The sequence below is a fragment of the Sphingomonas sp. JUb134 genome (assembly GCF_004341505.2).
GTDB lineage: Bacteria > Pseudomonadota > Alphaproteobacteria > Sphingomonadales > Sphingomonadaceae > Sphingomonas.
Genome location: NZ_SLYP02000001.1, coordinates 1963331 through 1986904 on the forward strand (window position 1 = coordinate 1963331; position 23574 = coordinate 1986904).

Sequence of the window (23574 nt, forward strand, 5' to 3'; positions counted from 1 at the left end):
GATGGTGACCCCTACGGGACTCGAACCCGTGTTTCAGCCGTGAAAGGGCCGCGTCCTAACCACTAGACGAAGGGGCCGTTGCCGGTTGCGGCGAACTAGGGAAATGCTGCCGGGCGGTCAAGCGGGTGTTTGCGATTTTTGTTTCGGGTCCATCAATCGGCCCAGGCGGCGTCCTCGACGTGGAGCTCGGCGGCCGGGCGGCTGCCCCAGTCGTCGATCTTGGCCCGTCCGGCGAGCCAGAGCCGGCGGTGGGGCGGGGCGCCGAGCAGCGCCATGCCGAGCGGCGTGTCCGCCTGCCGGAACGCCACGGCCTTCAGGCTGCGCCCGTCGTCTCCGGCGACCGTCAGCCGGACATGGCCGTTGCCGACCGTATCCGCGCGGATCACCCGCACCGGACCGGCTGCCACCCGCGGCGCGGGCCAGCCGACACCGTAAGGACCGCCCACCTCCAGGGCCTCCACGAGCATCGGGTTCACGCCGCCGGGGGCGAGCACCGCGTCGAACAGCAGCGCGCGTTCGCCGCGCGCGCATTCCACGGCCTCGGCAAGGTTGTCGTGCAGAAAGTCGGCGAGCGCGGGAATCGTGTCCTCCGACACGGTGACGCCCGCCGCCATGGCATGGCCGCCGCCCGCGTGGAGAAGGCCGCTGTCCTTCGCCGAGAGAATCGCCGCGCCCAGGTCGACGCCTGCGATCGATCGGCCCGAGCCCTTGCCGACGCCATTCTCGTCCACTGCGATCACCAGGACAGGGCGCCCGAGCTTTTCCTTCAGCCGGCCTGCGACGATGCCGATCACGCCGGCGTGCCATCCCCGCCCGGAAACCACCGCCACGCCGCGGTCCTGCTGCGCAGCGCAGCGCTCCTCAGCCTCGGCCTGCACCACCGCCTCGATGGCGCGGCGTTCCTCGTTCAGCCGGTCCAGTTCCTCGGCGATCGCGCGCGCTTCGTCCCGATCCCGGGTGGTGAGCAGCCGGACGCCCAGGTCCGATCGTCCGACGCGCCCGCCCGCGTTGATCCGCGGCCCGAGCGCGAAGCCCAGATCCGAGCAGGTCGGCGCCCGCGTCAGCCTGGACGCCTCGATCAGCGCAGCGAGCCCCAGGTTGCGGCGCTGCGCCATGACCTTGAGCCCTTGGGCGACAAAGGCGCGGTTCAGCCCGCGCAACTGCGCGACGTCGGCAACGGTGCCCAGTGCGACGAGGTCCAGAAGCTCGATCAGCTTGGGCTCCGGACGGCTGGTGAACCAGCCTCGCGTCCTGAGCGTGCGCAGCAGCGCTGCTCCCAGCAGGAAGGCGACGCCGACGGCTGCGAGGTGCCCATGCTCGGCACCCTCGCGCTCGTCCATGCGATTGGGATTCACCAGCGCGTGCGCATAGGGGAGGGCAGCTGCGCACTTGTGATGGTCGACCACCACCACGTCGACCTTGGCCTCGCGGGCAGCATCCAGCGCCTCGAACGCCTGGGCGCCGCAATCGACCGTCACGATCAGGCTCGCGCCTTCTTCCTTCAGCCGCAGCAGCGCGGGACCCGAGGGGCCATAGCCCTCCGTCATCCGATCGGGGATATAGGCGCGGGGCTCGATACCGAGCTGGCGGAGCAGCAGGATCAGGAGCGCTGCCGAAGTCGCCCCGTCGACGTCATAGTCGCCGAAGATCGCGACCTGCTCGCCTGCCTGCACGGCATCGGCGAGCCGCTCGGCGGCCTTGTCCATGTCACGGAAGATCGAGGGATCGGGCATGAAGCCGCGGATGCTGGGACTGCGATGTGCCTCCAGCGCCTCGCGCGCGCAGCCGCGGGCGAGCAGCAATTGAGTAACGAGGTCGTCGGGCGCGAAGCTCGCGTCGCACGGGTCGGCGGCGAGGCCGCGCCAGCGCCAGGGTTGCCCGAGGATCGAGCGGTGAATGTTCAGAACGGGACGCATGGGCGGCGCTTACGCCAACCGGCAGAGGATGGAAATCGCCGTCGTTTCCATCACTTGACCCAGGGGCGCTCGCGAAACCACTTGGTGATGATGTATTTGGTGCCGCGCACCACCGCCATCCCCTCGTGCAGGGTCAGCTTGTTGGGGCTGCCGTCCGGGTTCATGTTGTTCCAGGCGACGAGCTGGCCGGCATTGGGCTTGAAGCGGACGCCCGCCTGCGGGAACCACGTGGCGCCGCCCTGCTCGACGGTGTTCAGGAACACCATCGCCGTCCAGGTCCGCTGCCCGCCCTGCTGCTCCATGTCGGCCCAGTAGCGCTCGCCCTCGTGGAAATAGTCGTGATGCGCCCGGAATTGCTGGCCGGGCGCATAGCGCTGCCCCTGCATCGTCTCGCCGAACTGCGGCTCGATGCCGAGCAGGTCGGCGATCCGCTCGTCCAGAGGCTGAATCTCGGGGGACCAGCGGTCGAGGTCGCAGCTGTCGCTGGTGCGGAAATTGGGGTCGTTGGACTCGGTGAGCAGCGTCGAGCGACGGCTGCCCGCGTCGATGGTACGCATCAGCATCGCGCATTCCTCCGGGCTCAGGAAGTCCGGATGGACGAACATCTGGGCCGCCTCCGTCTTGGCGGGGCGGACGTTCGGATTGGCTTTGAGCCGCTCGGCGACGCGGGTCCCGAACTCTGCCCGAACCGGGGACGGGGAGCCATGCGGACGGGTCGATTGCACCTTCATGGCACCGTTCCTTCGAACAAGGTGCCGGCGAACGCAAGAGGGCCCGGCAGTCGCCTGCCGGACCCGCTCGCATCGATTCCGTTACCAGAACAGGTCGTAGACGGTGTCGACCACTTCGCCGGTCTCCAGATCCACCAACAGCGCGTCGTTATAGTAGCGGACCCAGCGGTAGGGGCCGTACGCCGGCGGCAGGCGATAGTAGAACGGGTCGTTGATCCAATAGCTCGATCCGTAAAGCATCGAACCGAGCGTCAGTCCCACCGAGAAGCGGCGATAGCCGTAATGGTAGCCGGACGGCGGATAGTAGCGCGGAAGGCGATAGACGTTGCGGTTCGCCTGGCGATACCGGTCCCAGTCGTACCGGCGGTCGTCGCGCCAGCCGCGGCTCCACCCACGGCGATCGTTCCAGTCCTGCCGGTCGCGGGCTTGATTGCGCCAGCCGTCGTTCCGATCGTATCCGCGGCCGGGCCGGCGGTCATTCCGGTCGAAGCGGTCGCCGGGACGACGATCGTTGCGATCGAAGCGGTCGCCGGGACGACGGTCGCGACCTTCCCAATTGCCGCCTGGACGACCGGGCTGGACCCCCGGACGATCGGGGCGACCGTCGTTGCCGCGGACGTTCGGTCGGTTGCCCGGTCGAGGATCGGGGCGATCGACGCGGCCGTCCGGGCGCCGGTCGCCACCTTGCCACCGCTGCTGCCCGTCGCCGCGGGGGCGATCGAAGCCAGCCGGACGTTCCGGGGGATGGCTCAACTCCTCGCGCCGCTGCGGGCGTTCTCGCTGGAAGTCGCGCTGCGGCGTCTGCGGACGAGCCTGCTGCGGCCGCTGGTTCTGATAGTCGCGCTGCGGCATCTGCGGGCGCGCCTGCTGCGGCCGCTGGTTCTGATAATTCCGCTGCGGCATCTGCGGGCGGGGCTGTTGCGCCCGCTCGTTCTGGAAGTTGCGCTGGGGCTGCGGGCGCTCGCGCGGAGCATCGCGCTGAACGCGCTGCGGTGCAGGGCGGCCCGCCTCACGCGCCTCGCGCCGCGGGCGATCGCCCCGGTCCTGCGCCCATGCCGATGCAGGCACCAGCGCGGTGGCTGCCATCAACCCCATCAACAAGAACTTGGTCACTGCGGCTCTCCCAACCGGACCCGCCGGTTACGTTGATCCGCAGATAGGCCCTGTGCGATGAGCCGTGGCTGAACTCGGGTGACAGCCGCCTGAAAGAATCAGCGCGGGCTGAGCGCCGGCACCGCGCGTGCCGCCTCGTCATGGTCGGTGCCGGGCTTGGGCGCCGGCTCCAGCGTCTCGTCGCCCCGGGCAAGCCGCGCCGCCCGCCGGACGGCCTCCGTCAGGCGCGGCTGGATGCCACAACGGCAGAGGTTCGTCAGCGCCTCGGCGATCGCCGCATCCGAAGGATCGCGGTTCGTCCGCAGCAACGCGGCCGTCGCCATGACCAGGCCGGGGATGCAATAGCCGCACTGGCCCAGGTTGGAGGCGAGGAACGCGGCCTGCACCGGGTGGCTGCGATCGCGCGACAGGCCCTCGATGGTGGTGACGAAGGTTCCTTCCAGGGCGCCGATCGCGACCTGGCAGGAGCGCACCGCCTCTCCGTCGACATCCACGGTGCAGGCCCCGCACTCTCCGACACCGCACCCGTATTTCGTGCCGGTAAGGTTCGACGCATCGCGCAGCGCCCACAGGAGCGGCGTCTGCGGGTCCAGTTGGTATTCGACGGGCTGGTTGTTCACGGTGAAGCGGGTCATGAGCCTGCAGCCTAGCCGAGCGGCGGGGTTCGCGAAACGGCGCGTTTGCGCCGCTGGAGCGGTTCCACCTGCCGCTTCGGCTGAACTGATGCGTCTGGAGGGCGAATGCTGCAACTCCGCGGGGTGCCGGCCGTTGATCGGGCTCCGCAGGAGGAGAGCGATCATGGCCAAGGACGATATCCGCATGCACGGCCACAACACGCCCGGCATGGACACCAAGCGCGGGCACGAGCGGTACGAGGATCCCGTGGCTCCCGGCGACGCGATCGGCAGCGGGCCAGAAGGCGCGTGGGAGGGCGATCAGCGCGAGGCCGATGTCGCCGGCAGCACTGCCGACCGGGAGCAGGACAGCGCGCTCGGCGGCCACACGGCCACCCGTTCCTCGGGCGAGTGACGTGACTGGTGGCGGGGGTCGACCCGCCACCGCTTTTGGGTGCAGGCGATCGGACGGGGAGTGCTCATGGCAGAAGCGCGGCCGTGGTGGGAAGCGGCCACCATCTACCAGATCTATCCCAGGTCTTTTCAGGACAGTGACGGCGACGGGATCGGGGACCTCAGAGGGATAACCGATCGGCTGGACTATCTCGTCGAACTCGGCATCGATGCCGTCTGGATTTCGCCGATCTTCCCGTCGCCCATGGCGGACTTCGGCTATGACGTGGCCGATTATTGCGACATCGACCCGCGGTTCGGGACGCTGGTGGACTTCGACGCGCTGCTCGCTGCCGCACACGCCCGCGGGCTGCGGGTCCTGCTCGATTTCGTGCCCAACCATAGTTCGGACCGGCACCCCTGGTTCGTGGAGAGCCGCCAATCGCGGACCTCGTCGAAGCGGGACTGGTACATTTGGCGCGATCCGGCGCCCGATGGTGGTCCGCCCAACAACTGGATCAGCGATTTCGGCGGCCCCGCCTGGGAATGGGACGCGGCGACCGGGCAGTATTACTCTCACGCCTTTCTGAAGGAGCAGCCGGACCTCAACTGGCGCAATCCGGAGTTGCGGGCCGCCATGCTTGACGTCCTGCGCTTCTGGTTCGCGCGCGGGGTCGACGGCTTCCGCATCGACGTGCTCTGGCACATGATCAAGCACGCCGACTTCTCCGACAATCCGGTCAACCCGGACTATCTGCCCGGCTCGGGTGAGAAGAACCGGGTGCTCCAGCTACATTCGACCGACCAGCCGGAAGTCCATGACATCGCAGCCGACATGCGCGCAGTTGCCGACGGGTTCGCCGCGACGGAGCAGGAGCGGGTGCTGATCGGCGAGATCTACCTGCCCGTCGAGCGGCTGGTGGCGTATTACGGGAATGCTCGCCCAGGCGTGCACCTACCTTTCAACTTCCAGCTGATCGAGGCGCGGTGGGACGCGGCCGAACTCTCGCAGCGGATCACTGAATATGAAGCGGCCCTTCCACCCGGGGGGTGGCCGAACTGGGTGCTAGGCAACCATGATCGCTCCCGCATCGTCAGCCGGGTCGGGGAAGCGCAGGCGCGCGTCGCGGCCATGCTGCTGCTGACCCTGCGGGGTACTCCCACGCTCTACTATGGCGACGAACTCGCCCTTGCGGATGTGGCGATCCCGACGGGCCGGGCCGTCGATCCTCAGGAACTGCGGGAGCCCGGCCGCGGTCGCGACCCGGTGCGTACCCCCATGCCGTGGGACGAAAGTGCCAGAGCGGGCTTCACCACTGGAGATCCCTGGCTGCCGCTCAACCCGGATCACCCGACCCGCAACGTTGCGGTCCAGCGAGACGATCCCGCCTCGATGTGGACGTTGACGCGCGCGCTCCTGATGCTGCGCAAGAACACGCCGGCCCTGTCGGTCGGCAGTTGGCACCTCGTCGAGGGCGAGGGCAGGTTGCTCGCCTATGAGCGGCGTGACGGCGACACGCGGGTCTTGGTGGCGCTGAACCTTGGCGCTACTCCCGTGGAGATGAACGTGCCGCATTGGGCGGCAGGCTGTCGCCCGTTGCTGTCCACCCTGGCGGAGGCGACGGAACCGGTCGAGGGGCTGCTGCGCTTGAGGGGGAATGAAGGAATGATCCTCGGGACTGCCGCCTGATGCGGATTGCAATGCTGGCGCCGATTGCATGGCGCACACCGCCGCGGCACTATGGTCCCTGGGAACTGGTCACCAGCCTGCTCACCGAGGCGCTGGTCGCGCGCGGCGTGGACGTGACGCTGTTCGCGACCCTCGACTCGACCACCTCCGGGACCCTCGCGGGGGTCGTGCCCGCCCCCTATTCGGAAGATCCCGCGGTCGACGCGAAGGTGTGGGAGTTCCGCCACCTCGCCCATGTGTTCGAGCGCGCGGGCGAGTTCGACCTGATCCACAACCAGGCGGACTTTCCGGCACATGCCTTCTCCGGGCTGGTGTCGACGCCCATGGTCACCACGATCCACGGCTTCTCCTCCGACCGGATCTTGCCGATGTACGCGCCCTACCAGGATCGGGTGAACTACGTCGCGATCAGTGATGCGGACCGGCATCCGGCGTTGCGCTATGCGGCCACCATCCACCACGGCATCCCGGTCGACGACTTGCCCTTCGATGCGGCGGGCAGCGACGATCTGCTGTTCTTCGGCCGCATGCACCCCGACAAGGGGCCGCGCGAGGCGATCGAAGTGGCTCGGGCAACCGGCCGGCGACTGCACATGGCCGGGATCGTCCAGGACGAGCGCTATTGGCGCGACGAGGTCGAGCCCGGGATCAACGGCGTCCGCATCCTCCATCACGGCGCCGTCGGCGGCGCGAAGCGAACGGCAATGCTGGGAGAGGCACGCGCGCTGCTCCACCTGATCGGCTTCGACGAGCCGTTCGGCCTTTCCGTAGTCGAGGCGATGGCCTGCGGCACGCCGGTGATCGCCTACCGGCGCGGCTCCATGCCGGAACTGATCCAGGACGGGGTTACCGGCTTCCTGGTGGACGACCTGGACGGGGCGATCGACGCCGTGGCACGGGTCGACCAGATCGATCGCGCCGCGTGCCGCGCGAGAGTGGCGGCGCACTTCTCCGTCGAGCGCATGGCAGAGCGGTACGAGGCGCTCTATCGCCGGATCCTGGGCTAGCCGGCGCATCAACCAGAAAAACTTTGTCACAAACGCCATTTGCCTATTGTGACGTTGTATCATTGCCCGCTAGGGGAGGCCGTCCGCTTGTGGGAGGGTCTCGATGTCGTTTGCTCGTCTTCTTCTTGGTAGTGCTGCGCTCGCCTGTGCGCTTCCGGCCTATGCGCGCCCGGATGCTGCCCCGGCAGAGACCGACGGCGCCCCGGCGGATGCAGCCGCGCAGGCAGGGCAGGGCAGCACTACCGACGCGAACCACCAGGAGATTGGCGCCAACATCGTCGTCACGGCCTCGCTGGATCGCCCGAAGGCGGACCTGCTCGGCGGCACCACCGTGCTTTCGGGCGAGGCGCTGACCCGCTCGTTGCGGCCCACCCTGGGCGACACCCTGGCACGGCAGCCCGGCGTGAGCTCCAGCAGTTTCGGGCCCGGCGCCTCGCGACCCATCCTGCGCGGCCTGCAGGGGGATCGCGCACGCGTGCTGACCGAGGGGATCGGCAGCTTCGACGTCTCGACCACCAGCGTCGATCATGCGGTGGCCATCAACCCGCTGATCGCCGACCGCATCGAGGTGCTCCGCGGTCCCGCGGCGCTGCTGTTCGGTCCGTCGGCGATCGGCGGCGTGGTCAATGTGATCGACAGCCGCATCCCGCGCACGCTTCCGGAGGAACCGGTCCATCTCGACGGCATCGTCGGCTATGGATCGGCCGCGGACGAGCGTACCGCCTCGGGCAGCATCGACGTGCCGGTCGGCGGCAAGGTCGTCCTCCACGCCGACGGCAGCTACACCAAGTCCGACGACCTGGAGACTGGGGGCCACATCCTGGCCGGGCCGCAGCGCCGGGCCGCAGCCGCAAGCAGTGATCCCGACATTGCCGATCTGGCAAACCTCAGCGGTACGCTTCCCAACAGCTCGGCCGAGACCTGGCAGGTGGCCGGCGGTGCGGCGGTGGTCGCGGAGGGCGGCAATCTCGGCTTCTCCGTGTCGCACTACGACACCAACTATGGTGTGCCGATCCGCTATGCGATCGAGCCTGGCGAGGAAGCGGAGGCGGTGCGCATCGCCATGCGCCAGACACGCCTCGACATGCGCGGTGAGGTGGAGACTGGCGGTTTCATCGACCGGCTTCGTTTCCGCGGCGCGATTGCCGACTATCGCCACCAGGAACTGGAGGACACGGGCGAGGTCGGGACGACCTTCTACAGCCAGGGGCTGGAAGCGCGCGTGGAAGCGCAGCAGGCGGTTCGCGGCGGCTGGCGCGGCACCACCGGCGCGCAGATGCTGATCCGCACGCTCAACGTCATCGGCGAGGAGAAATTCCTCCCGCGCAACGAGACGCAGCAATATAGTGTCTTCACCCTCCAGAGTGCCGATTTCGGTGCGGTGCGTGGGGAACTGTCCGGCCGCTACGAGCGCACCGAAGCGGTGGCGCAGCCTGACGCGGACCTTGGCAACGCCCGGCTGGAGCGCAGCTTCAATGCCTTCTCGGCCGCCGGTGGTGCGAGCGTGGGGCTTGGCAATAGCGGCGTGCGCTTCGGCGTGTCGCTGTCGCACAGCGAGCGGGCGCCGACCGCGGAGGAACTCTTCGCCAATGGCCCGCACGCGGGCACCCAGGCGTTCGAGATCGGCGACGTGAACCTCGGCGTGGAGCGCAGCAACGGGGTCGAGGCGACGCTGAAGGGCGGTGGCGACGGCTTCGATTTCAGCCTCGCGGCCTACCACAACTGGTACGATGGCTTCATCTACGAGCAGCCGACCGGCGAGCTCGAGGACGGGCTGCCGGTGTACCAGTACAACCAGGTCGATGCCCGCTTCTACGGCCTTGAGGCGGAAGCCTCGGCGCGGCTGGCGCAGATCGGCAGCACCGCCGTCGTGCTGGACGGCGTTGCCGACTACACGCACGCCACGATCAAGAACGGCGGACCGGTGCCGCGCATCCCGCCGCTCCGCCTGCTCGGCGGCATCGAGGCGCAGGGCGTGCTCGCTCAGGGTCGCCTGGAAGTGGAGCATGTCACCAAGCAGGACCGGGTCGCCGCGAACGAGACCGAGACGGGCGCCTATACGCTCGTGAATGCCTCGGTCACGCTGAAGCCCTGGGGACGCGACAACCCGACCAGCCTGCTTCTGTCCGCGAACAACCTGTTCGACGTGGTCGCGCGCCGGCACGCGAGCTATCTCAAGGACTATGCCCCGCTCGCTGGCCGGGACCTGCGGGTCACCGCGCGCTTCGCCCTGTAGGGACCCGAGGCGGGCTCACCCGCCTCGGCTCACCGGCGCACGAACGAAAACGGGGCCGCTTCCAATCCGGAAGCGGCCCCGTCTCGTTCCGGCTCTGCCGGGCTGCTCTTACTTCAGCTCGGGCTCGAGCAGGCGGTGCAGCGGCACCACCACATACTTCATCTCGGCGTCGTCGACCGTCCGCTGCGCGGCGGCGCGCCACGCCTTTTCGGCGCTCTCATAGTCGGGGAACAGCCCGACCAGATCGACTTCCTTCAGATCGACGAAGTCGAGCGTCTGGGGGTCGCTGACGCGGCCACCAAAAACGAGATGCATCTTGCTCATGTCAGCTCCTGATGTGTGCTGCACTGCCGCATAGCGGCTCGAGCCGAGCACTCAAGGGCGCAGAGGCGATCAGGCCGCGCTGCTACCGGTAGCAGCCGTTTTTCCGCCGTCCTTCGCCGCCTCGACGACGTTGCCGAACGCCTTCTTCAGCGACTCCTTGGCAGCATCCTTGTCGGGGATCGCGCTGGTCAGCTGTTCCTTGCCGGCCTCGCGAGCGGCGGTGGCGGCAGCGGCAGCGGTCTCGGACAGCCGCTTGCCGAGCGGGCCCAGCACCTTCTGCTCGCTTTCCGACTTGGGCAGGAGCGCGCCGAGGATGGCGCCGAGCGCGATGCCGCCCGCCAGCACCGCGAGCGGGTTTGCCTCGATGCCCTCGCTCGCACGCGCCGCTGCCGTCGCCGCGCTCTCGCGCGTGCTCTCATAGGCGTGGCTCGCGCTCTCGCGCAGGTGGGCGAGGGTGCCTGCGTCGCCCTGGGTGTCGGCGGACGTGTTGGTCGAAGCCGTGGTGTTGTTGCCGTTCGTGGTCATTCCACTTGTCCTTGCTAGGGGCCGATCACGGCCCAGTGATGGTGTCAGGATCCTGCGGGGGGCGGTGCTGCCGGCGGCTCCGGGCTGGCGACGGTAGCCGGTACCTTGGCGCGGGCCCGCTTCTGCTTGCAGCGCCGCCGAAGGCTGCGGATCAGCTTCGGCGTGATGAACAGGGCGAACAGCCCGGCTGCACCCGCCGCCACGGCGCGGGGCTCGCGCTGGACGACGGCGACGCCTTGCTCGACCGCAGCCGATGCCCGTTCCTTGACCCGGCCGGCCACGTCCTCCGCGACGGTTCCCGGGTTCAGCCGGGCCTTCAGCGCGTCGACGGTACCCAGCATCCTGGACTTGGCCTGCTGCGCGTTGGCGCGCGCCGCTGCGATGCCCTGGGGTTCGGTCACAGCCCGTCTCCCGAAAAGGCGCGGCCCAGCCGCGTCGCCGCCATCTTGCCGAGGATGCCGGCGATCGCGAGCGCGACGAGCACGACCACGGCAGTCGCGCCGCCATTGCCCAATGGTTCGCGCAGCACCAGGATCAGCCCGACGAGCAGGGCGCCGATTGCTGCAAAGGTGAGCACCAGCGCCCCGACGCCGAAGGCGATCCCCAGGATCGCGTCGTTCTTGCGGGAGGCGGCGACCGCCTTCCACACGGCCAGCTCGGCCTGGACCCACGTCCGGCCGTCAGAGACCAGTCGCTGGATCAGTTCGCCGATACTGGCGTCGCTCCTGCTATCGCGCATCGCGTCCACTCGCTCGGGGTCAGGCCGTCGGGGTCGTGTCGGTGGCGTCCGCGGCGCCGTCCACGCCCGCCTTCACCACGCGCGCCAGGACAAAGCCCAGGGCGGCTGCGGTGCCGATCGCGACTGCCGGGCTCTTGCGGACGAAGCCGCGCACGTCCTCGATCAGCTCGTCGACATCCTTGTCGCGCAGCGAGTCGGAAAAGCCCGACAGCGCCTGCGCCGCGGAGCGGGCATACTGGCCGTACTGCTCGCCCAGCTTGTCGTCGACGGTGCCTGCCGCGTCTTCCATCATCTTCGAAAATTCATCGAGTGCGCCCGTCGCGCGCAGTTTGCCTTCATCGGCCAGGCCGCGTGCCTTGTCCGTCGCCTGGCGACCCAGCTTGTTCGCCTCGTCCTTCAGCGTCTGTGCCGTACCCTTGGCCTTGTCCGCCGTCGTGCCGGTGGTGCTGCCGCCCGTGTCGGTCGTGCCTGCGGTCTCGAATACGGACTCGTCGCTGCCGGTTGGCTTGAAGCTGACGTCCGCACCACCGGCTGTGCTGGAAGAGGGGGTGAACTCGACGTTGGTGTCGCTAGGGCCCGTGCTCGAAAGCGGGTCGGTCCGGTTGGTGTCGCTCATCGTGCGTTTCCCTTTGTGGTTCGCCTGGAGAACCAAAGCCGGCGACAGCGGTTCCCGATCCGGCACGAATTGCCCCGCGGAGGCCGAGCGGATAGGGCTGCGCACGATCGCCGGCAGCGTCCGGCCGAGAAGGTAGGGAGATCGTTACGTGACCGCAATCATCGACATCCACGCACGCCAGATCCTGGACAGCCGTGGGAACCCCACCGTCGAGGTCGACGTGATGCTGGAAGACGGCAGCACCGGCCGCGCAGCCGTGCCCTCGGGCGCCTCCACCGGCGCGCACGAAGCCGTCGAGAAGCGCGACGGCGACAAGAGCCGCTGGATGGGCAAGGGCGTGCAGGCGGCCGTGGACGCGGTGAACGCCGACATCGCCGAAGCGGTGCTGGGCCTCGACGCCGAGGATCAGGCAGACGTCGATCGGGCGATGATCGAGCTCGACGGCACGCCCAACAAGGGCCGCCTGGGCGCGAACGCGATCCTGGGCGTGAGCCTTGCGGTCGCCAAGGCGGCGGCGGATGCGCGCGGCCTGCCGCTCTATCGCTATGTCGGCGGCGTCTCGGCGCACCTGCTGCCGGTGCCGATGATGAACATCATCAACGGCGGCGAGCATGCCGACAACCCGATCGACTTCCAGGAGTTCATGGTGATGCCGGTCGGCGCGCCCAGCCTCGCCGAGGCCGTGCGCTGCGGGTCGGAGATCTTCCACACGCTGAAGAAGGGCCTGCATGACAAGGGCCTGGCGACCTCGGTCGGCGACGAGGGCGGCTTTGCGCCGAACCTCTCGTCCACCACCGACGCGCTCGACTTCATCATGACCAGCATCGAGAAGGCCGGCTACACGCCCGGCGACGACGTGATGCTGGCGCTCGACTGCGCCGCGACCGAGTTCTTCAAGAACGGCAAGTATGAGATGGTCGGAGAGGGCAAGTCGCTGACCCCGCTGGAGATGGCCGATTATCTGGCGGATCTCGCTGCCCGCTATCCGATCTTCTCGATCGAGGACGGCATGGGCGAGGACGATTTCGAGGGCTGGAAGGCGCTCACTGACAAGATCGGCGGCAAGGTCCAGCTGGTCGGCGACGATCTGTTCGTCACCAACCCGGAGCGCCTGGCGATGGGCATCGGCAAGGGCCTCGCCAACTCGCTGCTGGTGAAGGTCAACCAGATCGGCACGCTGACCGAGACGCTGGAGGCGGTGAGCCTGGCCCAGCGTTCGTCCTACACCGCCGTCATGTCGCACCGCTCGGGCGAGACCGAGGACGCGACGATCGCGGATCTCGCGGTCGCCACCAACTGCGGCCAGATCAAGACCGGCAGCCTCGCGCGCTCGGACCGGCTCGCGAAATACAACCAGCTGATCCGCATCGAGGAAGAGCTGGGCGACGCCGCCCGCTACGCGGGCCGCTCGATCCTGCGCGCGTAAGGGGAAGTGGGGGACGCGCGGGCAACGCGCTCCCCCGCCATCCTAAGCTGGAGAGCGTCGGGCGGCGAAGAGGGGCGGTAGCTGGTAGCCGTCGCGTAACCGGCTAACATCGGCTGATGGCATGCTCTAGCTACGCGCTACTCCCTTCCGTCCTCTTCCTGGTGGGCTGTCCCGCGGGCAAACCGAGTGAAAAGGTCGTGGAGCAGATAGAAGGACAGCTGGCCGCCGATCCTTGTCTCAAGAACATCGCCAGCATGCGACGAACATACGCGTATGCGAGACGGGGCTGGAAGATCGATCCCAACAGGATCGACGTCAGCATCGAGCGCGCCGGCTTCGATGGACTTCCTGCGGGGAGGATCATCACCAGTCCTCCCAGCCAAGTTGGTATCGATGAGCGGGAGCGCTTTAGCGCCGCCGCGACCTATGTCGTCAGCGCAGATGCCCTGGATATCTGGGCTTGCGGGGGGAGCCGGAGCGGGCTGCGCCATCTCCCACGCTTCTGACCTCTTCTTCTCTTTACACCAACGCTCAAAAGAGCCGCCCGCTGTGCCGGCCGCTCGATCCTGGCCCCCTCCCTACGCCGGGGTAACGGTGGGAAAGGACGGGGGAGAAGTCGCGAAGATCAAGGCGCCAGCCTGGCCGACGCGAGAAAGCACAGGATCTCCTCGCGTGCTACCTGCTCTGACTCCGCAGCGGGAACTGTCTCGCTGTGATCGAACGCCAAGTAGAACTTCCAGAACATCTTGGGCTCATCAACAGGGTGCGCGTCATCCAGTTGTAGATCGGTAAGCACGCCAAACAGGGTTAGCGGTGACGTCGCAGAACTCCCACGTCAGGATCCCGGCGGCATAATCGCGTGACAGCTCGATGCCGAGCCGATCAAAGGTTTGCGTGAGGTTGAGGCTGCCAACCACGGACCACCGAACCACATCTTCTTTCCCGACGTTGCGTGATCGACCGGTCTCAGAAGCGTCTCCGCGATAAAGCTTGCGTAAGTCGCGAAAGGCTTCGTCATACATTCCGCGGGCCCTCCCTTGCGCAACTGATGTTGGCGGGCTGATTTTCCGGGCCCGTGGGTTCTGCACGACTTGCCTCCGCGACGCCTTTCCACCACCCCTCATGTCAGAACAGCCGCCCACCATCCGGCACCTTCTGGTCCGGCGCGAACAGCACCACGGCGCCGTTCTCGTCAGGGAAGCCAAGCGTCAGCACTTCGGACAGGAACTTGCCGATCTGGCGGGGTGGGAAGTTCACCACCGCCGCCACCTGCCGCCCGACGAGCGCCTCGGGCGTGTAATGCTCCGTGATCTGCGCGCTCGACCGGCGAACCCCGATCGTCGGGCCGAAGTCGATCCGCAGCTTGATCGCCGGTTTGCGCGCCTCGGGGAACTCTTCAGCGGCGACGATCGTTCCGACGCGGACGTCGACCGCGAGAAATGCATCGAAGTCGATCGGCTCGGCAGCGGGGCTGGCGGGGTCGTGGCGTAGATGCATCAGCTTTGAATCTCTTGATGTTTTCGACTCGGGCGACCTTGCGCACGCCCGCGGCTTGCGCAAATATCGGGGCATGCCGCGCTCCTCGCCGCTTCACCCGATACTCCGTCGTGCAGGATTTCCCGCGTTCGCGATCCTGTTCATGGGGTTCTTCGGCTATTATGCGGTGCTCGGACCCAACGGCATTCTCGCCTACCGCGATTATTCCCGCAAGCTGGCCCAGCGTCAGGCCTACTACGCTTGCCTGGACAAGGCGCGGGCGGAGCTGCGCAACCGCGTCGCGCTGCTCGATCCCCGCCACGCCGATCCCGACATGGTCGATGAACTGGTCCGCAAGCAGCTGAACGTGGCGCACCCGGACGAGTTCATCATGCCGCTCGGCAGCGGTACCGGCAATGCGGATCGCTGCGCAGGGACGGTCGACGGCTAGGCCGAGTTGCGCTAGCAGGGCTCCAGCGCGGTCGCCCAGCCGCTCCGGCCGGGTGATTGCAGTTGGGAGAGAAACCGGCCTATAGGCTCGGCTCCTTTCCCCTTTCCCAGGCATGAGGGTACCTACATCGTGGCAAAGGCACCGGCGCAGAGCGCCAAGAGCGAACCTGCCGTTCCGAACCGTGAGCGTCCCAACGAACCGACGCGCTACGAGGCCTCGAAGGAGGAACTGCTCGACTTCTACAAGCAGATGCTGCTGATCCGCCGCTTCGAAGAGAAGGCGGGCCAGCTCTACGGGCTCGGCTTCATCGGCGGCTTCTGCCATCTCTACATCGGCCAGGAGGCGGTTGCCGTCGGCCTGCAGTCGGCGCTGGATGGCGAGAAGGACTCGGTCATCACCGGCTATCGCGACCACGGCCACATGCTGGCCTATGGCATCGATCCCAAGATCATCATGGCCGAGCTGACCGGCCGTGCCGCCGGCATCAGCCGCGGCAAGGGCGGCTCGATGCACATGTTCTCGACCGAGAAGAAGTTCTACGGCGGCCATGGCATCGTCGGCGCGCAGGTGTCGCTCGGCACCGGCCTGGCGTTCGGGCACAAGTACAACGAGGACGGCGGCGTCGCGATGGCCTATTTCGGCGACGGCGCGGCCAACCAGGGCCAGGTGTACGAGAGCTTCAACATGGCCGAGCTGTGGAAGCTCCCGATCATCTACGTGATCGAGAACAACCAGTACGCCATGGGCACCTCGGTCAACCGCTCGTCGGCGGAAGACCAGCTCTACAAGCGCGGCGAGAGCTTCCGCATCCCGGGCATCCAGGTCGACGGCATGGACGTCCTCGCCTGCCGCGGTGCAGCCGAAGAGGCGCTGGCGTGGGTGCGTGCGGGCAAGGGCCCGATCATCCTCGAGATGAAGACCTATCGCTATCGCGGCCACTCGATGTCGGATCCGGCCAAGTATCGCTCGCGTGAGGAAGTGCAGGCGATGCGTGACAACTCCGACCCGATCGAGGCGGCGAAGCGCGAGCTGGAGAAGCTGGGAGTCGGCGAGGCCGACCTCAAGACGATCGAGCAGGAAATCCGCAAGGTGGTGAACGAGGCCGCCGACTTCGCCGAGAGCACGCCGGAGCCCGATCCGGCCGAGCTCTATACGGACGTGCTGGTGGAGAACTACTGAGATGGCGATCGAACTGAAGATGCCGGCGCTGTCGCCCACGATGGAAGAGGGCACGCTGGCGAAGTGGCTGGTCAAGGAAGGTGACGTCGTCAAATCCGGCGACATCATGGCCGAGATCGAGACCGACAAGGCGACCATGGAATTCGAGGCCGTCGACGAAGGCACGATCGCCAAGATTCTGGTCACCGAGGGCACCGACAATGTGAAGGTCGGCACCGTGATCGCGCTGATCGCGGGTGAGGGCGAGGACGTGGCCGAAGCCGCCAACGCGTCGCAGACCTCCACCGGTGCGGCCGCAGGCTCCAAGCCGGCCGAGGGCGAGGGCGGCGTGCAGACACCGTCCGACCAGCGCACCGAAGCCGTTTCGGACGCGCCCAAGGCGCAGGAGACCGGCACGACCCAGCTCGTCAACGCCGTCGAGCAGACGTCGACCGATCCCGAAGTGCCGGAAGGCACTGAGATGGTGAAGGTGACGGTCCGTGAAGCGCTGCGCGACGCGATGGCCGAGGAAATGCGCGCCGACGGCCGCGTGTTCGTGATGGGCGAGGAAGTCGCCGAGTACCAGGGCGCCTACAAGGTGACCCAGGGCCTGCTCGAGGAATTCGGTCCCAAGCGCGTCATCGACACGCCGATCACCGAATACGGCTTTGCCGGCGTCGGCACCGGTGCGGCCATGGGCGGCTTGAAGCCGATCGTCGAGTTCATGACGTTCAACTTCGCCATGCAGGCGATCGACCACATCATCAACTCGGCCGCCAAGACCAACTACATGTCCGGCGGCCAGATGCGCTGCCCGATCGTGTTCCGTGGCCCCAACGGCGCTGCCAGCCGTGTCGGCGCGCAGCACTCGCAGAACTATGGCCCGTGGTACGCCAGCGTTCCCGGCCTGGTCGTGATCGCGCCCTATGACGCGGCCGATGCCAAGGGCCTGCTGAAGGCGGCGATCCGTTCGGAAGACCCGGTCGTGTTCCTCGAGAACGAGCTGATGTACGGCCGCACCTTCGAGGTGCCCAAGCTTGACGACTATGTCCTGCCGATCGGCAAGGCGCGCATCATGCGCCAGGGCAAGGACGTGACGATCGTGTCCTACTCGATCGGCGTGGGCGTCGCGCTGGAAGCAGCCGAGAAGCTGGCGGGCGAGGGCATAGAGGCGGAGGTCATCGACCTGCGCACGCTGCGTCCGCTTGACACCAAGACGGTTCTCGCAAGCCTGAAGAAGACCAACCGCCTGGTGGTGGTCGAGGAAGGCTGGCCCGTCTGCTCGATCGCGAGCGAAATCGCTGCGGTCGTGATGGAGCAGGGCTTCGACGACCTCGACGCGCCGGTGCTGCGCGTGACCAACGAGGACGTGCCGCTTCCCTATGCGGCGAACCTCGAGAAGCTGGCGCTCGTCACCGCCGACCGCGTGGTCGAGACGGTGAAGAAGGTGACCTACAAGGGTTGAAGATGAAAGGGGCGGCGGGCTGAAGAAGCTTCGCCGCCCCTCACGTCGCCGAGTAGACGGTGCAGACGCTCGGCGTCACGCCGGTAGCGCTCTGGATATCTTCGGTCCGCCGTTCGCGGACGGAGAAGGCCGTCTCTGAGCGAAGGACCATCGGTCCGAACAATGTCTCCGAAACAATGGGCTTATAGCGGTAAGTCACTTCGGCCAGGATCAGGTTGGTGGTGCTGCTGGCGGCAATCGAACGCGTGCTGCTCCCGATGAACTTCAGGCTGCCCGTAGTCTTGCCCGTTCCTTCCCTGCCGTAGCGCGGTTGGGACTCGGCGGTGTTCAGTGCCCCGGTGCATCGTTGCCAGCGGATCCATTGGCCTGCTTGGCTGCCGCTGAGCCCGTTTGGGGACACGCTGGAAACGACGACGCGCCCGCGCGGGCCGAAGTCGATCCCGCCGCCAAGCAGGTTGGCGCCGAGCAGCAGCTCATTGACATCGCGTTCATCGATATCGTCGCGGACGCGCGCCGCATTGTCGGCGATCGTGCTGGCGATCTGGTTCACCCGCATCTTAGCAATCGCGAGATTCGCAGTCTCCACGCCATAGAGGGTGACCGTCAGCAGCAAGGGCAGCGACAGCGCGAACTCCAGGAGCGCTACGCCGCGGACGTCGGCCGCGACAGCGGCGGGAGTGTGCCGCGGTTTCCGGGATGGCGTCAGTCGCATCGGATGGTTGCCGCAGCGCGCGAGGTGAAGGGCTGGTTGCGCAGGGCGATCGTCGCCGAGACCGATCGCCTGCCTACCCAGCTGGCGAAACGGGAGATCGGCGTCAGGTTCGGATAATTGGCGGTAACCTTGTAGTAGGTGATATCGTCTGCGGTTCCCAAGCCCGCGGAGCCCAAGGACGTGTCATACTGGCCATTGTTGTTGGCGTCTTCGTAGCAATCACCCTTATTGTACACCGTCTTCGGATCCGTATCCTGAGTGATCTTTTCTGCGGACCCGACATTGGAGAAGTTGTAATAGCTTCGGGTCTCAACCGAGATGTATTGTCGATCCACGACTTGCCCGACCTCGTCCTTGATCATCTTCTCCACGTCGGCGGAGGTCCGGCCGCCAACGGTCGCCAGGCGAGCGGCCTTGGTCATCGCCCCTTGTACCATCGCGTTGATATAGCCCTGATACCCGAACTCGAGCGCGGCCATCAGGACGAGCAGAAGGATCGGGGTCACCAGCGCGAACTCCACGATCGTCGCACCGCGTCGATCCGAAGCCAACGCCAGACGAGAGCGGGTCGCGCTCACTGGCTCAGCCTCAGCGATCCGATCTTCGAACCGATCTCCTGGAACTTCGCGATCAGATCTGCAGAGGTGCTGATGCCGGCCGCTTGGCTGGGCGAACTCGCGCAGTTCTGCATCTCCGAAGTGAGGGTGGTGGAGAAGGCGATCACCCACACGTCGATGTTCTGCCCCTTTGCCGCGTTGCACGCCATACGAAAGCGCTGAAGATGGCGGTTTACCTGGTTGGTGCCCGTCACTGCCGCCGAGCCGAGAACCCGCTTATCCAGGTTCTCGATGCCATAGCTGGAATATTCGTCGAGTGTCGGCGAGAGATCACCGTCCGTCATGAATATGAGGTACTTCCGCACGGAAAAACCGCGGATCTTCGAGGGATTGTCCGCAGTGAACTGATCGTTGGTCTCCGCAGGCCCCGCGAAAATGCCTTCCGACGCGATGAACCGAGCACCCCAGATCATGCCGATGTCGTGATAGGTCGATCCTAGAGGCTTCAAGTTGGCCAGATAGTTCGTGAACCCTTGCTTGTTATTGTAATATTCGGTGAGGCGGCTCGCCTCGCTCGCACAATAGTCACTTCTGGTTCGCTGCGCCGTCGCGTCTCTGCCGAATTCCACTTCCGGCCACCAAGGTCCCCAACGGCTGTCATCCGAGTTCGGAATGCGTGTGACGTCGAGATCCCAAGCATCCGCCGGCGCGGTGGTACCGCTTCCGCCGTTGATTGTGACGTTGTTCGTCTTGCGCTCCTCGATGCAGCCGGCCCAGCGTGCCGTGCTGCCGTTCGTCTGCGTCGGAACGGTAACCGTAGCGCCGGTAACATATCTGGAGACGTCGACCGGATACTGGCCGTAGGACCAGGCCCCTCCCGTCACCTCCTGGTACGTGCAGTATCCGAGAGACAAGAAAAAGCGGCTCCACGTCCCGCCCAGGGCGGCACAGTCCGACTCCGACCTGAACGAAGTTGTTGTTCGGGTGGTGGGCACCCATACCCGTGTCTGATACGGGTATGTTGGACCGCGGATATAGTCCGGGTTCTTAGCGTACAGAATCCTTCCGACGTTAACCGTTCCGTTATACGGCACAAATCCATAGCGCAGCCGCAGGCTGTTCGCATGCAGTTGGTTCTGCGCGCCCGCCAGGGTATCGTATAGGGATGTTGCGGCCGAGCGTAGTGCGGCCATCTTGGACCCCGGTTGCTCGACTTCGTTGCACGCGCCGGCTTGGCCCGGGGGACAGTTCATGGAACCGGACATGTCGAGCACCAGCATGATGTCGGTCGAGACGAAGTCCTGCGTCGCCGAACAACTCGCCGAGAGCGCCATCGTCTTGAAGCCGAGAATGCCCATAATAGCCGTCGGGATCGTCGTACTGGCCGTCATCCGCACCGTGCCCAGCTTCGGAACGGTCACCACAGGCGTGAAGGCTGCCGCGTCGTACGTTCCCTGCGGGAAGTTGAAATTGAAGTACGCCTTGGCTTCGTTGTTCACTGCGTCCGTCAGCTGGGAGCCGCTGAGCAGCCGCCGGGCAGCGAGCACTCCGGCATCGCATGCTTGTTGCAACTGGTCCTGCGCCATATAGCCGCGAGCCATGTCGACCCCCGACCCGATCATCGCCATCAAGGGAATCAGGGCGGCGGCGACCAGCATCAGCGTGTTGCCGCGAACGTCCCGGGCGAGCGCGCTCAGGAACGGCCGCGCACCTGCACGCCGCTTGGGCAATCGCTTCTTCATTTCAGTGCCTTGGGACCATGACGTTCGACAGTCTCCTATGGTTCGCAGAGGGATAAGCTTGGTTGAACCATCATGGTTGATTTGATGTTTACCCGTTTGCCGGGGGTGGATGCGTGACCGGCAACAATCCCGAACATGCTGTTCTTCTTTCCTACGCCCCGGCGAAGGGACGACCAGCGCTTGCGGCTGCTCTGGCCTTGGACGCAGCGCTTGCAGAGGTGCTGCGCTCTACGAGCGAGCCTGTGCTGGGTCAGATCCGCCTGCGCTGGTGGGATGATGCCTTGCGCGCGCTAGATGACGGTCCTGCGCCTGCCGTCCCCGTCCTGACGGACCTTGCCCGGGCGTTCGCCGGCACCGGGGTTCGCCCGTCGATGCTCAGTGGGATGACGGATGGGTGGAGCATGTTGCTGGAGGAGGAGGCGTTCGACGCGGAAACGCTGGATCGGCAGGGGCGGCTGCGCGGCGGAACCCTGTTCGAGGCGTGCGGGCAGATGTTCGGAGCGCAACCAGATGACCCGTTGATCGAAGCCGGTATTGGCTGGGCTCTCGCAGACCTGGCCAGACACGTCCGTGAGCCGGCGCTGGCAACCATGGCGGCGGCGCGTGCGCGGGTGCTGCTGGACCAGGCGCTGGGCATGCGATGGAGCAGCGCCGCCCGCAGTCTTGGGGCGGCAGCCCATTTCGCCCGAATGGACCTGGATGTGCCGCTCGATGCTCCATTGCCGTCCGGCTCGCCGCGCCGCCTCTCGCGGGTGCTGTGGCATCGGTTAACCGGACGTTAGGGCTATTCGCCGCCTGCAGCTTGCGATAGCCTGCGCTCCGGCACAGCGGGGCGGGGGCAGGCATGTGGCGGTACGGGGCGGGGGTCTTGTCGGCGTTGCTTCTGGCGGGGGGCGGCGTGATCCTGTTCCGTGGCACCGCGCAGACGGAGGCGCCGTTGCCGCAGCCAAAGGCGCCGCCCGTCGGCATGGCACCGCTGCCCCCGGTACCCGTCACGATACCCAGCGCCCCCGAACGTACCCGCGAGCAGAAGCGCTTCGATCGCTATGACAAGGACCGGGACGGCAGCATCACGCGCGACGAATATCTCGCCAGCCGGCGCAAGGCTTATGCCAAGCTCGACACGAACCGCGACGGCCAGCTCTCGTTCGACGAATGGGCGGTCGCCACCACGACCAAGTTCGCCAAGGCAGATGCGGATCAATCGATCGCGCTGAACCCGGCGGAGTTCGCGACCACCGCGATCCCGCGCAAGCCTGCCGCGCGCTGCGCCTGTCCAGCCCCGCGCGCGGAGGCAGAGGACTAGGCGGGCATCCAGTCCGCAAGCGCAGCACGGGCACGCGCGGTGTACATCTTCTTGCGATCGGCCTTCTTCGTGCGGCCCTCGATCGGCGGGAACAGGCCGAAATTGACGTTCATCGGCTGATAGGTCTCCGCCTCGGCGCCGCCGGTGATGTGGCCGAGCAGCGCGCCCAGCGCCGTCTCGGGCGGGGGCGGCGGAAGGTCCTTGCCGGCAAGTTCGGCCGCCGCGAAGCGGCCGGCCATCAGGCCGATCGCGGCACTCTCGACATAGCCTTCGCAGCCGGTGATCTGCCCCGCGAAGCGCAGGTGCGGCCGTGCCTTCAGCCGAAGGGTCGGATCGAGCAGTTCGGGCGAGCGGATGAAGGTGTTGCGGTGCAACCCGCCCAGCCGCGCGAACTCGGCCTTTTCCAGGCCCGGGATGGTGCGGAACAACCGAACCTGCTCGGCATGCTTGAGCTTGGTCTGGAAGCCCACCATGTTCCACAGCGTCCCCTGGGCATTGTCCTGGCGCAGCTGCACAACGGCATAGGGCCAGCGGCCGGTACGCGGATTGTCGAGCCCGACCGGCTTCATCGGGCCGTAGCGCAGCGTGTCGACGCCGCGCTCGGCCATGACCTCGATCGGCATGCACCCTTCGAAATAGGGGACGTTCTCCCACTCACGATACTCGGTCTTCTCGCCCGCGAGCAGCCCGGCGTGGAAGGCGAGGTACTGGTCCTTGTCCATCGGGCAGTTGATGTAGTCCTTGCCACCCTTGTCCCAGCGCGCGGCCATCCACGCAACGTCCATGTCGACGCTGTCGAAGTGGACGATCGGCGCGATCGCGTCGAAGAAGGCGAGGGCGTCGCTGCCGGTGGCGCCGCCGATGCTCTCGGCCAGCGCGGGTGCGGTCAGCGGGCCGGTGGCGATGATCGTCGGACCCTCCGCGGGAAGGATGTCGACCCGCTCGCGAACGATCGTGATGTTGGGGTGCGCCTCCAGTGCGGCGGTGACCCCGGCGGAGAAGCCCTCGCGGTCCACCGCCAAAGCCGAACCTGCGGGCACGCGGTGTTCGTCGCCCTTCGTCATGATCAGCGATCCCAGAGCCCGCATCTCGGCGTGAAGCAGCCCGACCGCGTTGCTTTCTGCATCGTCGGAGCGGAAGCTGTTGGAGCAGACGAGCTCGGCCAGCCCATCGCCCTGGTGCGCGGGCGTGCAGTCGCCGCTGCCGCGCATCTCCGAAAGCCTCACGCGAAAGCCCGCCTGCGCCAGCTGCCAGGCTGCCTCGGACCCGGCGAGACCGCCGCCGATGATGTGAATCTGGTGGGAATGCGTCACGAACGTCTCGAAAGCTGCTAGGAGAGGGAGGGCGGCATGCGCCGCGATCGAAGGCTGCCTAGCC

26 protein-coding genes and 1 tRNA gene are annotated in these 23574 nt (G+C 66.9%); 11 read left to right on the forward strand and 16 right to left on the reverse strand.

The window, feature by feature from the left end; all coding sequences use genetic code 11:
• Positions 1–2: 2 nt before the first annotated feature.
• From EDF69_RS09190 to EDF69_RS09210, 5 genes are all read right to left on the reverse strand, one after another.
• Positions 3–77: transfer RNA gene (locus tag EDF69_RS09190), tRNA-Glu, on the reverse strand.
• 75 nt (positions 78–152) lie between these two features.
• Positions 153–1916: a single-stranded-DNA-specific exonuclease RecJ gene (gene recJ / locus EDF69_RS09195; protein ID WP_132883548.1), complete on the reverse strand. Its 1764-nt coding sequence runs from the start codon at positions 1914–1916 to the stop codon at positions 153–155.
• Between the two features lie 50 nt (positions 1917–1966).
• A complete protein-coding gene (locus EDF69_RS09200) occupies positions 1967–2647 on the reverse strand; it encodes a prolyl hydroxylase family protein (protein WP_132883547.1) in 681 nt (226 codons plus the stop codon).
• Positions 2648–2728: 81 nt separating this feature from the next.
• A complete protein-coding gene (locus tag EDF69_RS09205) occupies positions 2729–3760 on the reverse strand; it encodes an RcnB family protein (RefSeq protein WP_339538118.1) in 1032 nt (343 codons plus the stop codon).
• A 98-nt stretch (positions 3761–3858) separates the two neighbouring features.
• Positions 3859–4395 carry a (2Fe-2S)-binding protein gene (locus EDF69_RS09210; RefSeq protein ID WP_129341271.1) on the reverse strand — a complete coding sequence of 179 codons (537 nt, stop codon included), beginning with the start codon at positions 4393–4395 and terminating at the stop codon, positions 3859–3861.
• A 163-nt stretch (positions 4396–4558) separates the two neighbouring features.
• On the opposite strand from EDF69_RS09210, the gene EDF69_RS09215 reads away from it, so the two are divergent.
• The 4 genes from EDF69_RS09215 to EDF69_RS09230 all read left to right on the forward strand — a co-directional run bounded on the left by EDF69_RS09215 (position 4559) and on the right by EDF69_RS09230 (position 9700).
• The gene (locus tag EDF69_RS09215) at positions 4559–4789 is read left to right on the forward strand and encodes a hypothetical protein (protein WP_132883546.1); all 231 of its coding nucleotides are present in this window, start codon (positions 4559–4561) and stop codon (positions 4787–4789) included.
• Positions 4790–4855: 66 nt separating this feature from the next.
• Positions 4856–6457, forward strand: a complete 1602-nt coding sequence (locus EDF69_RS09220) for an alpha-amylase family glycosyl hydrolase (RefSeq protein WP_132883545.1) — start codon at positions 4856–4858, stop codon at positions 6455–6457.
• On the forward strand, positions 6457–7464 hold the full coding sequence (locus tag EDF69_RS09225; RefSeq protein WP_132883544.1) for a glycosyltransferase family 4 protein: 1008 nt from the start codon (positions 6457–6459) through the stop codon (positions 7462–7464). The genes EDF69_RS09220 and EDF69_RS09225 overlap by 1 nt, the downstream gene beginning before the upstream one ends.
• 103 nt (positions 7465–7567) lie before the next feature.
• Positions 7568–9700 (forward strand): TonB-dependent receptor domain-containing protein, encoded by a 2133-nt coding sequence (locus EDF69_RS09230; RefSeq protein WP_132883543.1) that lies wholly within the window; start codon positions 7568–7570, stop codon positions 9698–9700.
• A gap of 108 nt (positions 9701–9808) precedes the next feature.
• On the opposite strand, the gene EDF69_RS09235 is transcribed toward EDF69_RS09230, so the two are convergent.
• The 5 genes from EDF69_RS09235 to EDF69_RS09255 all read right to left on the reverse strand — a co-directional run bounded on the left by EDF69_RS09235 (position 9809) and on the right by EDF69_RS09255 (position 11904).
• Complete coding sequence (locus EDF69_RS09235; RefSeq protein WP_125961882.1) at positions 9809–10024, reverse strand: DUF4170 domain-containing protein; 216 nt, start codon at positions 10022–10024, stop codon at positions 9809–9811.
• A 69-nt stretch (positions 10025–10093) separates the two neighbouring features.
• Positions 10094–10549 (reverse strand): hypothetical protein, encoded by a 456-nt coding sequence (locus tag EDF69_RS09240; RefSeq protein WP_239435908.1) that lies wholly within the window; start codon positions 10547–10549, stop codon positions 10094–10096.
• A gap of 44 nt (positions 10550–10593) precedes the next feature.
• On the reverse strand, positions 10594–10950 hold the full coding sequence (locus EDF69_RS09245; RefSeq protein ID WP_132883542.1) for a DUF3618 domain-containing protein: 357 nt from the start codon (positions 10948–10950) through the stop codon (positions 10594–10596).
• A complete protein-coding gene (locus tag EDF69_RS09250; protein WP_132883541.1) occupies positions 10947–11288 on the reverse strand; it encodes a phage holin family protein in 342 nt (113 codons plus the stop codon). Before EDF69_RS09250 ends, EDF69_RS09245 begins: the two co-directional genes overlap by 4 nt.
• Positions 11289–11307: 19 nt before the next feature.
• The gene (locus EDF69_RS09255) at positions 11308–11904 is read right to left on the reverse strand and encodes a hypothetical protein (RefSeq protein WP_204991352.1); all 597 of its coding nucleotides are present in this window, start codon (positions 11902–11904) and stop codon (positions 11308–11310) included.
• A gap of 148 nt (positions 11905–12052) precedes the next feature.
• Here EDF69_RS09255 and eno point away from each other — a divergent pair, with 148 nt between their 5' ends.
• Together eno and EDF69_RS09265 are read left to right on the forward strand one after the other, a co-directional pair.
• Positions 12053–13330, forward strand: a complete 1278-nt coding sequence (gene eno / locus EDF69_RS09260) for a phosphopyruvate hydratase (protein WP_132883540.1) — start codon at positions 12053–12055, stop codon at positions 13328–13330.
• A 197-nt stretch (positions 13331–13527) separates the two neighbouring features.
• Positions 13528–13836 carry a hypothetical protein gene (locus tag EDF69_RS09265; RefSeq protein ID WP_165890025.1) on the forward strand — a complete coding sequence of 103 codons (309 nt, stop codon included), beginning with the start codon at positions 13528–13530 and terminating at the stop codon, positions 13834–13836.
• Between the two features lie 264 nt (positions 13837–14100).
• On the opposite strand, the gene EDF69_RS09270 is transcribed toward EDF69_RS09265, so the two are convergent.
• Complete coding sequence (locus EDF69_RS09270; RefSeq protein WP_132883538.1) at positions 14101–14352, reverse strand: hypothetical protein; 252 nt, start codon at positions 14350–14352, stop codon at positions 14101–14103.
• A gap of 103 nt (positions 14353–14455) precedes the next feature.
• Positions 14456–14827 carry a tRNA-binding protein gene (locus EDF69_RS09275; RefSeq protein ID WP_132883537.1) on the reverse strand — a complete coding sequence of 124 codons (372 nt, stop codon included), beginning with the start codon at positions 14825–14827 and terminating at the stop codon, positions 14456–14458.
• Between the two features lie 73 nt (positions 14828–14900).
• On the opposite strand from EDF69_RS09275, the gene EDF69_RS09280 reads away from it, so the two are divergent.
• From EDF69_RS09280 to EDF69_RS09290, 3 genes are all read left to right on the forward strand, one after another.
• On the forward strand, positions 14901–15257 hold the full coding sequence (locus EDF69_RS09280) for an FtsB family cell division protein (protein ID WP_239435901.1): 357 nt from the start codon (positions 14901–14903) through the stop codon (positions 15255–15257).
• A 129-nt stretch (positions 15258–15386) separates the two neighbouring features.
• Positions 15387–16436, forward strand: coding sequence for a pyruvate dehydrogenase (acetyl-transferring) E1 component subunit alpha (gene pdhA / locus EDF69_RS09285; protein WP_132883536.1), 1050 nt, complete (start codon positions 15387–15389; stop codon positions 16434–16436).
• Position 16437: 1 nt separating this feature from the next.
• Positions 16438–17880 carry a pyruvate dehydrogenase complex E1 component subunit beta gene (locus EDF69_RS09290; protein ID WP_132883535.1) on the forward strand — a complete coding sequence of 481 codons (1443 nt, stop codon included), beginning with the start codon at positions 16438–16440 and terminating at the stop codon, positions 17878–17880.
• 40 nt (positions 17881–17920) lie between these two features.
• Here EDF69_RS09290 and EDF69_RS09295 read toward each other — a convergent pair whose 3' ends face one another.
• From EDF69_RS09295 to EDF69_RS09305, 3 genes are read right to left on the reverse strand one after another with little or no spacing between them, the layout of a single operon-like run.
• Positions 17921–18592 (reverse strand): TadE/TadG family type IV pilus assembly protein, encoded by a 672-nt coding sequence (locus EDF69_RS09295; RefSeq protein WP_132883534.1) that lies wholly within the window; start codon positions 18590–18592, stop codon positions 17921–17923.
• Complete coding sequence (locus tag EDF69_RS09300) at positions 18583–19170, reverse strand: TadE/TadG family type IV pilus assembly protein (RefSeq protein ID WP_165890024.1); 588 nt, start codon at positions 19168–19170, stop codon at positions 18583–18585. Before EDF69_RS09300 ends, EDF69_RS09295 begins: the two co-directional genes overlap by 10 nt.
• On the reverse strand, positions 19167–20891 hold the full coding sequence (locus EDF69_RS09305; RefSeq protein ID WP_132883532.1) for a TadE/TadG family type IV pilus assembly protein: 1725 nt from the start codon (positions 20889–20891) through the stop codon (positions 19167–19169). Before EDF69_RS09305 ends, EDF69_RS09300 begins: the two co-directional genes overlap by 4 nt.
• A gap of 113 nt (positions 20892–21004) precedes the next feature.
• Between EDF69_RS09305 and EDF69_RS09310 the strand changes: the two genes are divergently transcribed.
• Both EDF69_RS09310 and EDF69_RS09315 read left to right on the forward strand, forming a co-directional pair.
• The gene (locus EDF69_RS09310; protein WP_132883531.1) at positions 21005–21673 is read left to right on the forward strand and encodes a squalene/phytoene synthase family protein; all 669 of its coding nucleotides are present in this window, start codon (positions 21005–21007) and stop codon (positions 21671–21673) included.
• Positions 21674–21759: 86 nt separating this feature from the next.
• Entirely contained in the window at positions 21760–22197 is a 438-nt protein-coding gene (locus tag EDF69_RS09315) for an EF-hand domain-containing protein (protein ID WP_425336617.1), read from the forward strand.
• Here EDF69_RS09315 and trmFO read toward each other — a convergent pair.
• Positions 22194–23510 carry a methylenetetrahydrofolate--tRNA-(uracil(54)-C(5))-methyltransferase (FADH(2)-oxidizing) TrmFO gene (gene trmFO, locus EDF69_RS09320; protein WP_132883529.1) on the reverse strand — a complete coding sequence of 439 codons (1317 nt, stop codon included), beginning with the start codon at positions 23508–23510 and terminating at the stop codon, positions 22194–22196. The genes EDF69_RS09315 and trmFO overlap by 4 nt on opposite strands.
• Positions 23511–23574: the final 64 nt, after the last annotated feature.